The sequence below is a fragment of the Rhodopseudomonas palustris genome, assembly GCF_003591005.1.
GTDB classification, from domain to species: Bacteria; Pseudomonadota; Alphaproteobacteria; order Rhizobiales; family Xanthobacteraceae; genus Rhodopseudomonas; species Rhodopseudomonas palustris_K.
The window spans coordinates 91,483-105,572 of the sequence record NZ_QYYD01000003.1 but is presented as its reverse complement, the minus strand read 5'-3'; the positions used below and the strand labels follow the sequence as shown (position 1 = coordinate 105,572).

The following is a 14,090-nucleotide window of genomic DNA, read 5'->3' as shown; positions in this document are numbered from 1 at the left end:
GAGACGACACCATGGCAGGGATGTATTTCGAGGAATTTTCGGTCGGTCAGGAGTTTCGCCACGCGCTGACCCGCACCGTGACCGAGATGGACAACACCATGTTCAGCCTGCTGACGCTGAACCCGCAACCGCTGCACATCGACGCGCATTTCGCCGAGAAGACCGAGTTCGGCCAGCGCATCTTCAACAGCCTGTACACGCTCGGCATCATGATCGGCATGACGGTGTACGACACCACGCTCGGCACCACGGTGGCCAATCTCGGCATGACCGACGTCACCTTCCCCAAGCCAGTGTTTCACGGCGACACGCTGCGCGCCACCACCAAGGTGCTGTCGGTGCGCGAATCGAAGTCGCGGCCGAACGCCGGCATCGTCGAGTTCGAGCACCACGCGCTTAACCAGAACGACGAGATCGTCGGCAAATGCCGCCGGATGGCGCTGATGCACAAGAGGCCCGCCTGATGCGCTCGATGCTGTTCGTGCCGGGCGACAGCCCGCGCAAATTCGAGAAGGCGTCGCAGGGCAACGCCGACGCGCTGATCATCGACCTCGAGGACTCCGTGGTGGCGGAGAAGAAGGACGAAGCGCGTGGCCTGACTCGGACGATGCTGGAAGCGCCGCGCGGCAAGCCGCTGCTCTATGTCCGCGTCAACGCGCTCGACACCGGCCGCACGCTCGGCGATCTTGCCGCCATCATGCCGGCGCGGCCGGACGGCATCGTGCTGCCGAAGTCGCGCGGCGGCGATGACGTGCGCCACGTCGCGCTGTGGCTCGATGCGTTCGAGGCGGCGGCCGGCACCGAGCCTGGCGCGACCCGCATCGTGGTGGTCGCGACCGAGACTGCCGGCTCGGTGTTCGGGCTCGGCAGCTACAAGGATTGCTCGCCGCGGCTCGCTGGCATGATGTGGGGCGCCGAAGATCTCGCCGCCTCGCTCGGCGCCACCGAGAACGGCTCCGGCGGCGTGTTCCACAGCCCCTATCGCCTCGCACGCGATCTGTGCCTGATCGGCGCAGCGGCCGCCGAAGTCACGGCGATCGACACCGTTTACACCGACATCGAGAACCTCGCCGGGCTCGAAGCCGAAACCCGCGCGGCGCGGCGCGACGGCTTCACCTGCAAGGCGCTGATCCATCCCAAGCATGTCGACATCGTCAACTCCGCCTTCGCGCCGACCGATGCCGAGCGCGTTTGGGCCGAGAAAGTGATCGCAGCGTTTGCCGACAATCCAAATGCCGGCACGCTGCGGCTCGATGGCCGGATGCTCGACAAGCCGCATCTCAGGGCGGCGCAAAAGATCCTTGGTCACTAGGATGCAGCCGGCCACCGGCCGCCGCCAACGGGGCTCGCCATGATCGTCCGCCAGGCCGTCAACGTTCTGGAGATCCTCGAATACTTCGCGCGCGTGAAGAAGCCGGCGACGCTGGCCGAGATCGCCGATCACTTCGGCTGGCCGCGCTCCTCGACCTTCAATCTGCTGACGACGCTGGCCGAGAAGGGCTATCTGTACGAGCCGCGCCCGCGCGCCGGCTACTATCCGACGCCGCGCTGGCTGGTGCTGGCCCGCGAAGTCGCCGAGGTCGAGCCGCTGCCCGGCTGGACCCGCGCGCTGATCACCGCGCTGTCGGCCGAGACCGGCGAGACGGTGGCGATCGTCGCGCCGTCCGGGGTGATGGCGGTGTTCATCGACGTCGTCGAATCGGCCGCCGCAATCCGTTACTTCGCCAAGGTCGGACATCGCGTGCCGATCCACGCCACATCGAGCGGCCGCGCGCTGCTGCTGCAATACTCCAAGGACGAGCGCGACTCGCTATATCGCAAGATCGAGTTCAAGCAGTACAACCACACGACCCCGATCAGCATCGACGCGGTCGAGGCTGAACTGCGCAAATCGCTGGAGCGCGGCTACTGTCAGAGCTTCGCCGACTACAGCCGCGACCTCGCCGGCGTCGCCGTGCCGCTGCCGATCGGCGAGCGGAGATTATCGGTCGTCGTCGCCGGCCCGGAGTATCGCATCGGCGACAAAACCGCAGCTATCGCCGTGACGCTGCAGCAGGCTGTGGAGCGGTTTCGGGCGAAGTAGTCAGGTCGGATGGTTAGCTGATCGAGTGGACCGCCACGCTCCGGTGTAGCTATTAACCTCTCCCCGCGTCATGCCCGCTTGTGCCGGGCATCCAGGGCCTTGCTGAGGCAAATGCAGATAAGGCGTGGATGGCCGGGTCAAGCCCGGCCATGACGGGATTTACCGATCGAACACTGTGTTGCGCTGGGCGTTGACCAGGATGAAGCTGGTGCGCTTCGGCACCTCCTTGAGCTTCTCGGCACCAATATAGGTCATCGCCGAGCGCAGGCCGCCCGCGATGGTTTCCACCGTCGCCCGCACCTCGCCGCGATACGGCACCTCGACGGTCTTGCCTTCCGCCGCGCGATAATCGGCGACGCCGCCATGATATTTGTTCATCGCGGTCGCCGACGACATGCCGTAGAACACCATGCCGGTCGGCACCTGGAGGCCCTCCTGCTCGGCGTATTTCAGTTCGCCGCCGCATTCATCGTGGCCGGCCAGCATGCCGCCCAGCATGACGAAATCGGCGCCGCCGCCGAACGCCTTGGCGAGATCGCCCGGCACGGTACAGCCGCCGTCGGAGCAGACGTGGCCCTTGAGGCCGTGCGCGGCATCGGCGCATTCGATCACCGCGGAGAGCTGCGGATAGCCGACGCCGGTGAGATCGCGCGTGGTACACACCGAGCCGGAGCCGATGCCGACGCGGACGATATCGGCGCCGGCGATCACCAACGCCTCGGTCATCTCCGCCGTCACCACGGTGCCGGCCATAATGATCGCGTCGGGATTCTCGTCGCGCAGCTTCGACACCGCGCGGACGAACGCCTCGGTGTAGCCGTTGGCGACATCGATATTGATCATCGGCACCTTGGTCTTCTGCTTCACCGCGGCGAGCCGCTCCCAGTCGGCGGCGCCGCTGCCGACGGTGAGGAAGACATTCGGGTCCGGATGCCGATCCAGATAGGCCGCCAGCCGCTCCGGATCGTAGAACTTGTGCAGGGCGACGAGCGCGCCGAACGGCCGAAACGCCTCGGCCATCTCGAGCGTGCCGATCGTATCCATGTTGGAGGCGATCAACGGGAAGCCGGTCCATTCGCGGCGGGCATGGCGGAAGCCGAAGCTGCGGCTGATATTGGCCTCGAACCGCGACGACAGCACCGAACGCTTCGGTCGGATGAGAACGTCGCGAAAATCCAGTTTCGGGTTCAGGTCGATATGCACGCGGTGATCCTCTGTCGGTGACGCCGAAGGATAAGAAGCATTGGTTGCGCAATGGTTCGCCCCTGCAATGCGCAAATGGTCGCCTGTGCCTCCTTGCCGGCGTCCGCAAAGCGCTGCAGAACCGGTCCGGCCAAAGTAAGAGGAGCAGCGTATGAAAATCGTGGTGATGGGTGCCGGCGCCGTCGGGTGCTATTTCGGCGGGCTGCTGGCGGAAGCCGGCCACGACGTGACGCTGATCGGCCGACCGAACCATGTGGCGGCCGTCGAGGCCAACGGCCTGCTGCTGGAAACCAAGGCCGGCAAACGTTTCATTCGGCTTAAGGCGGCGACGGACGTGGGCGCGATCGAGCCGCCGGATCTGGTGCTGGTTTGCGTCAAATCCGCCGACACCGAGGGTGCCGGCACGGCGCTGGCGCCACGGCTGAAAGCAGATACCGCAGTGCTCAGCCTGCAGAACGGCGTCGACAATCCGCAGCGGCTGTCCGGTCCGATCGGTCGCCCGGCGATCGGCGCCGTGGTCTATGTCGGCACCGAGATGGCCGGCCCAGGTCACGTGCTGCATCACGGCCGCGGCGATCTCTTGATCGGCACCTCGCCGCAGAGCGACGCGATCGCCGCTGCGTTCACCGCCGCCAACATCCCGACGACCGTCGTGCCCGACATCGACCAGGCGCTGTGGTCGAAGCTGATCCTGAACAGCGCCTACAACGCGCTGTCGGCGATCGCCGACATGCCCTACGGCCCGCTGATGCAGATCGACGGCACCCGCGATGTCGTCGCCAATGTGGTGGCCGAATGCATCGCGGTGGCACGGGCCGCCGGCGTTAGTATTCCGGACGATCTGCACGAGAAGGTGCTGGCGCTGCCCGGCATGATGCCGAGCCAGAAGTCATCGACCGCCCAGGACCTCGCCCGCGGCAAGCCCGGCGAGATCGACTTCCTCAACGGCTTTGTCGCCCGCCGCGGCGCGGAGCTCGGCATCCCGACGCCGACCAACCAGGCGCTGCAGGTCGCGGTGAAACTGATAGAAGCCGGCCGCGGCATCGGTCGCTGAGGCTCCCTATACGGCCTTACCCCGTCATGCCGGGCCTTGTGCCGGGCATCCACGCCTTGCTGACGGAAATGCACAAAAGGCGTGGATGGCCGGGACAAGCCCGGCCATGACGGATTCCAAAGGCACGCTCGGCGATCTGGAATGACTTCGGCCGTGTTAGACCGTCGATACTACGCCATCGCCGCCGCCGGCTCGACAAGGACGCAGCGCGCGGTGCGGCCGGGGCCGACCTGGACGTCGGGCGGCAGGCCCTCGAGACAGCGCGGCTGGACATGGGCGCAGCGCGGCGCGAAGGAGCAGGCGGTCGGCGCTTTGTCGAGCGACGGCGGCGCGCCGGGGATTGTCTCCAGCCGCGCTCCGCGCTTGGCGCCGTGCACCGTGGAGGCGAGCAGGCCCTGCGCGTAGGGATGCAGCGGCGTCCGCACGATCTCACTCAGCGTGCCCTGCTCGATGATCTGCCCTGCATACATCACGGCGACGCGGTCGCAGATCTCGATCGCCACGCCGATATCGTGCGTCACGAAGATCACCGACATGCCGAACTCGCGCTGCAGTTCGCGTAGCAAGAGGAGGATCTGGATCTGCACGGTGGCATCGAGCGCCGTGGTCGGCTCGTCGGCCAGCAGAATCTTCGGCCGGCAGGCGAGCGCCAGCGCGATCATCGCGCGCTGCCGCATGCCGCCGCTCATCTCGTGCGGATAGGCGTCGAGCCGCCGCTTCGCCGAGGGAATGCGGACGACCTCCAGCATCTCCAACGCCCGCGCCATCGCGTCTTTCTGGCTCTTGCCTTCGTGGCGCATCACCGTCTCGGCGATCTGCTGGCCGATGGTGTAGACCGGATCGAGCGCCAGCGCCGGCTCCTGGAAGATCATCGACACCGCCTGGCCGCGGAAGTTCGACAGCGCGTCGTCGTCCATCGTCACCACGTCGCGGCCCATCACCTCGACCTTGCCGGTGATCGTGGTGCGCTTCTTCGGCAGCAGGCGCATCAGCGCGCGCAGCGTCACGCTCTTGCCCGAGCCGGACTCGCCGAGCAGCCCCAGCACTTCGCCCTCGCCGAGCGTGAGGCTGAGATTGTTGACGGCGTGCACCGTGCGCTCGCCGCCGAAGCGGATGTTGAGATCGCGGACCTCGACCAGATTGCTCATGCCAGCTCCGGCACTTTTGTGTGGAAGTCGGTGGCGCGCTGCCACGCCGCGCCGATGCGCAGCAGCGTCGCTTCGTCGAAGGCGCGGCCGAACAGTTGCAGCCCGATCGGCAGTCCGCTCGCCGCAAAGCCGCACGGCATCGCCAGCGACGGCAGGCCCAGATAGTTGATCGGCCGGGTGAAGCGCGTCAGCCGCTGGATCACCGCCTCGGCATTCAGGCTGTTGCCGACATCGCTCTCGGCAATCGTCGGCGCCGGCACCGGCGACACCGGTGCCAGCACAGCGTCGACACCGGCGATCGCCGCGACGAACTCGGCCAGCGCGACGCCGCGCCAGCGCATCGCTTCGAGATAGCTCAGCGCCGGCACGCCGAGCGCGTTCTGCAGCCGCATCAGCACCTGCGGGCCGTAATCCTGCGGCCGCTCGCGCATCCACTGCGCGTGAAAGCCCGCGGCTTCGACCGCCAGCACCAGTTGGCTCGCCGCGGTGAGCTGGCGCTGCTCCGGCAGCGTCACCTCGACGACCTTCGCGCCCTCACGAACCAGCGTCGCCTTGGTCTCGTCGAGTACGCGCGCGACGTCGGCGTCGAGATCGTCGACATAGAATGCGCTCGGAATGCCGATCGTCATGCCCTGCAGCGATCCGCGCGTCGCCGCCAGATAGTCCGGCACCGCGCGGGTCGAGGTGGTCGGATCTGCCGGATCGACGCCGGCCATCAGGCCGGTCAGCAGCGCGCAGTCCTCGGCGGTCTGCGCCAGCGGTCCGACGGTGTCGAGCGATTGCGACAGCGGCATCGCGCCGGCGCGGCTGATCAGTCCGACCGTGGTCTTCAGCCCGGTGACGCCGCAGAAATGCGCCGGCATCCGGATCGAGCCGCCGGTGTCGGAGCCGAGCGCCGCAAAGGTCAGCCGCGCGGCGACTGCGGCGCCGGAGCCCGACGACGAGCCGCCGGTGATATGCGCGGGCGCCCACGGATTGCCGACCGCGCCGTAATGGGCGTTGTGGCCGGTCGGCCCATAGGCGAATTCCGACATCTGCAGCGAGCCGAGTCGAACCGTGCCGGCATCCTTCAGCCGCTGCAGCGCCGTCGAGGTCGTGGTCGCGACGTAGTCCTTGCGGATCTTCGAGCCGCAGGTCACGACGTGCCCCTTGTCGTAGTACATGTCCTTGTGGGCCAGCGGCACGCCATGTAGCACGCCCTTGCTGTCCCCACGGGCCAGAGCCGAATCCGCCGCGTCGGCAGCGGCGAGCGCGCTTTCCGCTTCGATCGACATGAACGCATTGAGCTTCGGCTGCGCCACGGCGATGCGATCGAGGCAAGCCTGGGTGACTTCGCGCGACGACAGTTTCTTTGCCGCGAGCGCAGCCGCGACTTCGGTCAGCGTCAGCAGCGCCGGATCGGACGAACTCATCGGGCGGACTCGTTCTGCACGGCGACGTAGCTCGCCGGTTCGAGATCGAACGGCAGCGTGCCGGCGATCGGTGCAAAACCTTCGAATGCCGGGCCGATCGAATTAGCGATCCGCGCTGCGACGTCGTCGTCGACCGGAAGGCCGGCGATCTCCGCCATCGGCTTGATCACGGCGGGAGCGGGTTTGATCATCGGGCGGTTTCTCCTCTTGGGGCGCGGCTGTGGCCGGAGCCCGGAATGGCCATGAAGCATGCCGCCTGATGGCCACTCGCGTCCAGCGCGGTCAGCTTCGGCGAGGTCGCGCCGCACAGCGGCTCCGCGAACGGGCAGCGGGTGTGGAACCGGCAGCCGGCCGGCGGATCGATCGGGTTCGGCGGATCGCCGGTGATCGGCGGCACTTCGGTGCGACGGTCTGGATCGGACGACGGCATCGCCGCCAGCAGCGCCCGCGTATAGGGATGCGCCGGCTGATCCCACACCTGATCGACCGGGCCAAGTTCGACGACTTCGCCCAGGTACATCACCAGCACGCGGTCGGAGATGTAGCGCACCACATTGAGGTCGTGGCTGATGAACAAATAAGTCAGGCCGAATTCGCGCTTGAGATCGACCAGCAGATTCAGCACCTGCGCCTCGACCGATTTGTCGAGCGCCGACACCGCTTCGTCCAAAATCACCAGCCGCGGCGACAGCGCCAGCGCGCGGGCGATGTTGACGCGCTGGCGCTGGCCGCCGGAGACTTCGTGCGGATAGCGATTAGCAAACGTCTCGGGCCGCAACCCGACCTTGCCGAGCAGTTCGCGCGCCAACGCCCGCGCCGTGGCGTCCGCCATGCCGTGCACCTTGGGGCCGAACGCGATCGACTCTTCGATGGTGAGGCGCGGGTTCAGTGAGGCGTAGCTGTCCTGAAACACCATCTGCATGCCGCGGCGCAATTCGCGCAGGCTGAGTTCGCGGCCGACTGCGCGGCCGTCATAAATGATGTCGCCGCCATTGCGCGGCATCAGATGCATCAATAGCCGCGCCGTGGTCGACTTTCCGCAGCCGGATTCGCCGACGATGCCGACGGTCTCGCCCTTGGCGATCGCGAACGAGACGTCGTCAACCGCCCGGACCGTCTTGGCGGCGCCGAACAATCCGCCGCGCACCGGGAAGTGCTTGGTGAGGCCCTTGACGTGCAGCAGCGGCTGCGCCGCGCCGCCGAGATCTTCGATCGGCTCCAGCCGATCGGGTATGTCCGCGATCTGCGTCATGTCAGTTCCTGATATCCATCGCGCTGCGCATCCCGTCGCTCAGCAAATTGAAGCAGATCGACACCGCGAAGATCATCGCGCCGGGCAGCGCCGCCACCCACGGGTTGACGTAGATCGCGGTGCGCAGCGTGTTCAGCATCAGGCCCCATTCGGGCTCCGGCGGCTTGGTGCCGAGGCCGAGGAACGACAGGCCGGCCGCCAGGATCATCGACACCGAGATCAGACCCGTCGCATAGACGAAGATCGGCCCCAGCACGTTGCCGAGCATGTGCACCCGCATGATGGTGAACGGGCCGGCGCCGGAGGCGCGCGCGGCCTCGACGAAATCCATGTTGCGCACGCCGGTGGTGACGCTCTCGGCGACGCGGGTGATCTGCGGCAGGAACACCACCGTCAGCGAGACGATCGAATTGGTGATGCCGGCGCCGAGCGCACCGGAGATCGCGATCGCCAGCAGCACCGAGGGGAACGCGTAGAACACGTCGATGGTCCGCATGATCGCGGTGTTGACCTTGCCGCCGACATAGCCGGCGACGAGGCCGAGCGAAGTGCCGAGCACGAACGCCAGCACCACCGGCAGGATGCCGATCAGCAGCGACAGCCGCCCGCCATAGATCAGCCGCGCCAGCATGTCGCGGCCGAGCTCGTCGCTGCCGAGCGGATAGTTCGGCGTGCCGATCGGCTTCAGCCGGCGGATCATCGAGCCCTGATACGGATCGGCGAGATGCAGATACGGCGCGAAGATCGCCGACAGCAGGATCAAGAGCAGGATCAGCGCGCAGGCGATGCTGACCTTGTCGCGCAGCAGGCGGCGGCCGACCGTCGCCCAATAGCCGCGCGAGGGGCCGGCCGGCGCGGTCTGCACGGCGGTGTCGGTGAGTGTGGTCATCGAATCCTCCCGGCTCAGGCGCGTTTGATGCGCGGGTCGATCGCGGCCTGCGCGATGTCCACCACCAGATTGAGGAACACGAAGAACAGCGCCAGCACCAGGATGGTGCCCTGCAGCAGCGGCAGGTCGCGCTGGAAGATCGCGGAGTTGAGCAGCAGCCCGGAGCCCGGCCAGGAGAATACCGTCTCGATCAGGATCGAGCCGCCGAGCATGTAGCCCAATTGCAGCCCCATCACCGCCAGCGCGGTCGGTGCGGCGTTCTTCAGCACGTGACGAAACACTTGGGTTTCGCGCAGGCCCTTGGCGCGCAGCGCCTCGACGAAATCCTGCGACAGGATATCGCCGGTCAGCGCCCGCACCGTGCGGGTGACGATGCCCATTGGAATGACGGAGGTGGTGATCGCCGGCAGCACCAAGTACTTCAGATGCGCCCAGTCCCAGCCCCATTGTCCGGAGCCGCCAGGGCCGGCGCCGACCGCGGGCAGCCAGTTGAGCTGCACCGAGAAGATGATCACCAGCACCATGCCCAGCCAGTAATGCGGCACCGAGACGCCGGCGATCGCGATCGATGTCGACACCTTGTCGATCCAGGTATCGCGGAAGTAACCGGCGAGCAGGCCGAACAGCAGCCCGAACGAAAACCCGATGATCGCCGCGGCGATCGCCAGCATCACGGTGTTACTCACCGCGCGCAGCACTTCGGCCAGCACCGGACGGCCGGTTGCGATCGAATTGCCGAGATCGCCGTGCAGCGCCTTCCACAGCCACAGCCCGAACTGCACCGGCAGCGGCCGGTCGAAGCCGTAGGCGGCGCGTAGCTGCGCCGCGAGCTCCTGCGACGCGTCGGCCGGCAACACAGCCACCAGCGGATCGCCGGGCGTGATGTGCACCAGCATGAAGCAGACCAGCGCGACGCTGATCACGATCGGGATCACATAGACGAGTCGGCGGGCGATGTAGACGAACACTGGTGTCCCTTACGGCACGACTTGAGAAGACGGCGGGATCTCCTGATCGGAAACCCCTCCTTCGTCATGCCCGGGCTTGTCCCGGGCACCCACGGACGCAGGCACGGTGTCTGTCGTCGTGGATGGCCGGGTCAAGCCCGGCCATGACCTGGAAAGAGTGCGCGCGGACCAACGACGTACTCGTCGAGTGTCAACGCACTGCCTGTCCGTCATTGCGAGCGAAGCGAAGCAATCCAGAAGCACAGTGCACGGCGCTGGATTGCTTCGTCGAGTTGCTCCTCGCAATGACGAGAGACCTCGCTCACTGGCTGATCGACACCGGCGAGAAGTCGACGAACCAGCTCTTGGGCTGGACGAAGCCCTTGATCTTCGGGCTCAGGGCGCGCGGGCCGACGTCGTGGGCGACGTAGAGGAACGCCGCGTCGTCGATCGAGGCGGCGTTCAGCTCCGCCAGCGCCTTGTCGCGCTCCTTCTCGTCGAACGATGTCCGTGCCTTCTTCACCAACTCGTCGAACTTCGGGTTGTTGATGAAGCCCCAATTGTTCGACACCGGCGGCGCCATCGACGACTGCAGGAAGCGCACCAGCGCGAAGAACGGGTCCATCGCCGCATAGGTGATGTTCACCGCGTCGCTGCCGTTGGCGGACGGATCCTTGACGCCGCGGCGCCAGTTGGTGAACAGCGTATTCCACTCGATGACGTCGAGCTTGACGTCGAAGTAACACTCCGCCAGCGCCTGCTGCAGATACTCGTTCATCGGCAGCGGCAACATCTGGCCGGAGCCGGAGGCCGAGGTCTGGATCTTGACGCTGAGCTTCTTGCTCGGGCCGAAGCCGGCTTCCTGCATCAGCTTCTGCGCCGCCGGCAGATCGTATTTGATCTGGAACGACGGATTGCCGCGCCACGGGTGGCCGGGCTCGAACGTGCCGGTCGCCGGCACCATCAGGCCGGCCAGCAGGCCGTCGCGCAGGCCTTCGCGATCGATGCAAAGGTTGGCGGCCTTGCGGACGCGGATGTCGTTCCACGGCGAGCCTTCGATGCGTGAGAACTGCCACGGCCAGACGTGCGGCTGCTCGTTCTTCTCGATCTTGAAGCCGCGGCCCTCGATTTCCTTCACCGCATCCGGAGCCGGCGCCTCAACCCAGTCGACCTGACCGGCGAGCAGCGCGGCGGTGCGGGCGTTAGCCTCCGGCATCGGGAGCAGCACCATGCGGTCGGTCTTCGGCACCCGCGCCTTGTCCCAGTAGTTGTCGTTCTTCACCAGTTCGAGCCGCTCGCGCGGCGTGAACTTGGCCATCTTCCACGGGCCGGTGCCGGCCGCGTCGCGGGCAAACGCCGCCCACGCGGCCTGCGACTTGGCCTTGGCGTCGGCGCCGTCGGCGCGCTCGTACAGCACCTGCCATTTTGCCGGGCTCACCATGAACAGATTGGTGAGGTTGATCGGCAGGAAGCTGTCGGGCTCCTTGGTGGTGAGCTCGACCGTCATGTCGTCGATCTTCTTGGCCGACACCAGCGTCGGCATGCGCGAGGCGGTGACGCCGACCTGGCTGGCGTCGAACTGCGGCGCCTCCTTGTTCAGCACCTTGTCGACGTTCCACACCACGGCGTCGGCGTTGAACGGCGTGCCGTCATGAAACACCACCCCGGGGCGCAGTTTGAACACCCATTTGGTCTTATCGGCGTCTTCGACCTTCCACTCGGTCGCGAGCCCGGGGATCACGACGCTCGCCTTGGTGGCCGACGACAGGTCCCACATCGTCAGCGCGTCATACATGGTCAGGCCGGTGAAGCGGTTGCCCTCGAAACCCTGGTCGGGCTGGCCGAGCGTGCGCGGGATATCCGCGGCCGTCATGCCGATCCGCAGCACGGTTTCGGCGGCGGCGAGCTGAGGCAGGACCATGGCGCTGGCGGTCAGGGCGAGCAGCGCAGTGGTGCGACGAAGGACGCGAAGATGACGCATGCTGGAAATTTCCCATGTGACTAATTTGTGCGCTGCATTATGCAATGCGTGTGCCACCCAAAGCGGCAGGATCGTTGGCACACAAATAAATGCGACCTCGTGTCTCCCACGACGAAACTGGCATCGGCATTGCAAGCTTTTGCGCCATCGTCATGAGGAGATCAGTTGCGATGAAGCGACTTGGAAGTGCGTTGATGCTGGCCGCGATGGTGGCCGCCGCGGGCGCGATCAGCCCCGCGCGGGCCGAATCCGTGGTGCGTTACGGCATCTCGATGGCCGATATTCCGCTGACCACGGGCCAGCCGGACCGCGGCGCCGGCGGTTATCAGTTCACCGGCTACACCATCTACGATCCGCTCGTGGCTTGGGAAATGAACGTGGCCGATCGCCCCGGCAAGCTGGTGCCGGGCCTCGCGACCGAGTGGAAGGTCGACGATTCCGACAAGACCAAGTGGCGCTTCACCCTCCGCAAGGGCGTGAAGTTTCACGACGGCAGCGACTTCAACGCCGACGCGGTGGTCTGGAATCTAGACAAGGTGCTCAACGAAAAGGCACCGCAGTTCGACAAGCGCCAGAGCGCGCAGGTCAAGACCCGGCTGCCTTCGGTAAAGAGTTACGCCAAGATTGATGATTATACGGTGGAGATCACCACCAAGGCGGTCGACTCCTTCTTCCCCTATCAGATGCTGTGGTTCCTGGTGTCGAGCCCGGCGCAGTATGACAAGGTCGGCAAGGACTGGGACAAGTTCGCGTCGCAGCCGTCCGGCACCGGCCCCTTCCAGCTGACCAAGCTGGTGCCGCGCGAACTCGCCGAGCTCACCAAGAACAACGACTACTGGGACAAGTCCCGGCTGCCGAAGACCGACAAGCTGATCCTGGTGCCGATGCCCGAGGCGCTGACCCGCACCAACGCGCTGCTCGCCGGCCAGGTCGACCTGGTCGAGACTCCGGCGCCCGACGCGGTGCCGCAGCTCAAATCAGCCGGCATGAAGATCGTCGACAACGTCACGCCGCATGTCTGGAATTATCACCTCAGCATGCTGCCCGGCTCGCCATGGACCGACGTGCGTCTGCGCAAGGCGCTCAACCTCGCGATCGATCGGGACGCCGTGGTCGGACTGATGAACGGCCTCGCCAAGCCGGCGATCGGCCAGGTCGACCCGTCGAGCCCGTGGTTCGGCAAGCCGACCTTCCAGATCAAGTACGATCTGGCGGAAGCCAAGCGGCTGGTGAAGGAAGCCGGTTACTCGCCGGAGAAGCCGCTGAAGACCACCTTCATCATCGCCACCGGCGGCACCGGCCAAATGCTTTCGCTGCCGATGAACGAGTTCCTGCAGCAGAGCTTCAAGGAAATCGGCATCGACGTCGAATTTAAGGTCGTCGAGCTCGAAGTGCTGTACACCGCGTGGCGCAAGGGCGCGGCCGACGAAAGCATGGCGGGCATCACCGCCAACAACATCGCTTACGTCACCTCCGACCCGCTCTACGCGATCGTGCGGTTCTTCCACTCCGGCCAGGTCGCGCCAGTCGGCGTCAACTGGGGCGGCTACAAGAACCCGAAGGTCGATGCGCTGATCGATGAGGCGAAGACCACCTTCGAGCCTGCCAAGCAGGACGAACTGCTGGCGCAGGCGCACGCCCAGATCGTCGACGACGCCGTGCTGGTCTGGGTCGTCCACGACACCAACCCGCACGCGCTATCGCCGAAAGTGAAAAGCTTCGTGCAGGCGCAGCACTGGTTCCAGGACCTGACCACGATCGGCCTGCAGTAAGTAACAGCCGGACTATCAAAGAGGCTGCGCGATTGCGCAGCCTCTTCCTTTTCGCAGCCACTTTCTTTGTGATGGACGACATCGTCCTTTCCGTCACGCCGCACCCGCCACGGGCATGACGCGTAGAGTTGGGATTCTGACTTCTTCGATCGAGGATCGGCGGCGCTGGCAGATCAAATGGACGACAACCGATTTGATTCAGCTCAAAACGCCTTTGTTCCGATCAGATACTTAGTTGGCTGACGATGCTTGGCGCGATGCCATTTTGTGCGCGCGGGGTTTCGTCTCTCCCCTGACTGAGCCCCGCGCTTCCGATGCCGCAATCGGGAGGCGGGGTTTTTATTCGCCG

General features: G+C 66.0%; 13 protein-coding genes. 5 read left to right on the top strand and 8 right to left on the bottom strand.

The features are described 5' to 3' along the window. Window positions 1-11 precede the first annotated feature (11 nt). From D4Q52_RS03930 to D4Q52_RS03920, 3 genes are read left to right on the top strand one after another with little or no spacing between them, the layout of a single operon-like run. The gene (locus D4Q52_RS03930; RefSeq protein ID WP_119855245.1) at window positions 12-464 is read left to right on the top strand and encodes a MaoC family dehydratase; all 453 of its coding nucleotides are present in this window, start codon (window positions 12-14) and stop codon (window positions 462-464) included. Further along, window positions 464-1,312: an HpcH/HpaI aldolase/citrate lyase family protein gene (locus D4Q52_RS03925; protein WP_182915225.1), complete on the top strand. Its 849-nt coding sequence runs from the start codon at window positions 464-466 to the stop codon at window positions 1,310-1,312. Before D4Q52_RS03930 ends, D4Q52_RS03925 begins: the two co-directional genes overlap by 1 nt. Before the next feature lie 39 nt (window positions 1,313-1,351). After that, window positions 1,352-2,083 carry an IclR family transcriptional regulator gene (locus D4Q52_RS03920; protein WP_119855243.1) on the top strand — a complete coding sequence of 244 codons (732 nt, stop codon included), beginning with the start codon at window positions 1,352-1,354 and terminating at the stop codon, window positions 2,081-2,083. A gap of 159 nt (window positions 2,084-2,242) precedes the next feature. Here D4Q52_RS03920 and D4Q52_RS03915 read toward each other — a convergent pair whose 3' ends face one another. Then, complete coding sequence (locus D4Q52_RS03915; protein ID WP_119855242.1) at window positions 2,243-3,286, bottom strand: GMP reductase; 1,044 nt, start codon at window positions 3,284-3,286, stop codon at window positions 2,243-2,245. A 151-nt stretch (window positions 3,287-3,437) separates the two neighbouring features. Between D4Q52_RS03915 and D4Q52_RS03910 the strand changes: the two genes are divergently transcribed. After that, window positions 3,438-4,340 (top strand): ketopantoate reductase family protein, encoded by a 903-nt coding sequence (locus tag D4Q52_RS03910; RefSeq protein WP_119855241.1) that lies wholly within the window; start codon window positions 3,438-3,440, stop codon window positions 4,338-4,340. A gap of 170 nt (window positions 4,341-4,510) precedes the next feature. Here the strand turns inward: D4Q52_RS03910 and D4Q52_RS03900 are convergent, their stop codons facing one another. The 7 genes from D4Q52_RS03900 to D4Q52_RS03870 form a co-directional block, all read right to left on the bottom strand. Beyond that, a complete protein-coding gene (locus D4Q52_RS03900) occupies window positions 4,511-5,488 on the bottom strand; it encodes an ABC transporter ATP-binding protein (protein ID WP_119855239.1) in 978 nt (325 codons plus the stop codon). Further along, window positions 5,485-6,900, bottom strand: coding sequence for an amidase (locus D4Q52_RS03895; RefSeq protein ID WP_119855238.1), 1,416 nt, complete (start codon window positions 6,898-6,900; stop codon window positions 5,485-5,487). The genes D4Q52_RS03900 and D4Q52_RS03895 overlap by 4 nt, the downstream gene beginning before the upstream one ends. After that, window positions 6,897-7,091 (bottom strand): hypothetical protein, encoded by a 195-nt coding sequence (locus D4Q52_RS03890; RefSeq protein WP_119855237.1) that lies wholly within the window; start codon window positions 7,089-7,091, stop codon window positions 6,897-6,899. The genes D4Q52_RS03895 and D4Q52_RS03890 overlap by 4 nt, the downstream gene beginning before the upstream one ends. Further along, window positions 7,088-8,152, bottom strand: coding sequence for an ABC transporter ATP-binding protein (locus D4Q52_RS03885; protein WP_119855236.1), 1,065 nt, complete (start codon window positions 8,150-8,152; stop codon window positions 7,088-7,090). Before D4Q52_RS03885 ends, D4Q52_RS03890 begins: the two co-directional genes overlap by 4 nt. A 1-nt stretch (window position 8,153) precedes the next feature. Next, on the bottom strand, window positions 8,154-9,041 hold the full coding sequence (locus tag D4Q52_RS03880) for an ABC transporter permease (RefSeq protein ID WP_119855235.1): 888 nt from the start codon (window positions 9,039-9,041) through the stop codon (window positions 8,154-8,156). Between the two features lie 14 nt (window positions 9,042-9,055). Next, window positions 9,056-10,009: an ABC transporter permease gene (locus tag D4Q52_RS03875; protein ID WP_119855234.1), complete on the bottom strand. Its 954-nt coding sequence runs from the start codon at window positions 10,007-10,009 to the stop codon at window positions 9,056-9,058. Between the two features lie 301 nt (window positions 10,010-10,310). Next, the gene (locus tag D4Q52_RS03870) at window positions 10,311-11,969 is read right to left on the bottom strand and encodes an ABC transporter substrate-binding protein (RefSeq protein WP_119855233.1); all 1,659 of its coding nucleotides are present in this window, start codon (window positions 11,967-11,969) and stop codon (window positions 10,311-10,313) included. Between the two features lie 170 nt (window positions 11,970-12,139). Here D4Q52_RS03870 and D4Q52_RS03865 point away from each other — a divergent pair, with 170 nt between their 5' ends. Continuing rightward, on the top strand, window positions 12,140-13,741 hold the full coding sequence (locus D4Q52_RS03865) for an ABC transporter substrate-binding protein (RefSeq protein ID WP_119855232.1): 1,602 nt from the start codon (window positions 12,140-12,142) through the stop codon (window positions 13,739-13,741). Window positions 13,742-14,090: the final 349 nt, after the last annotated feature.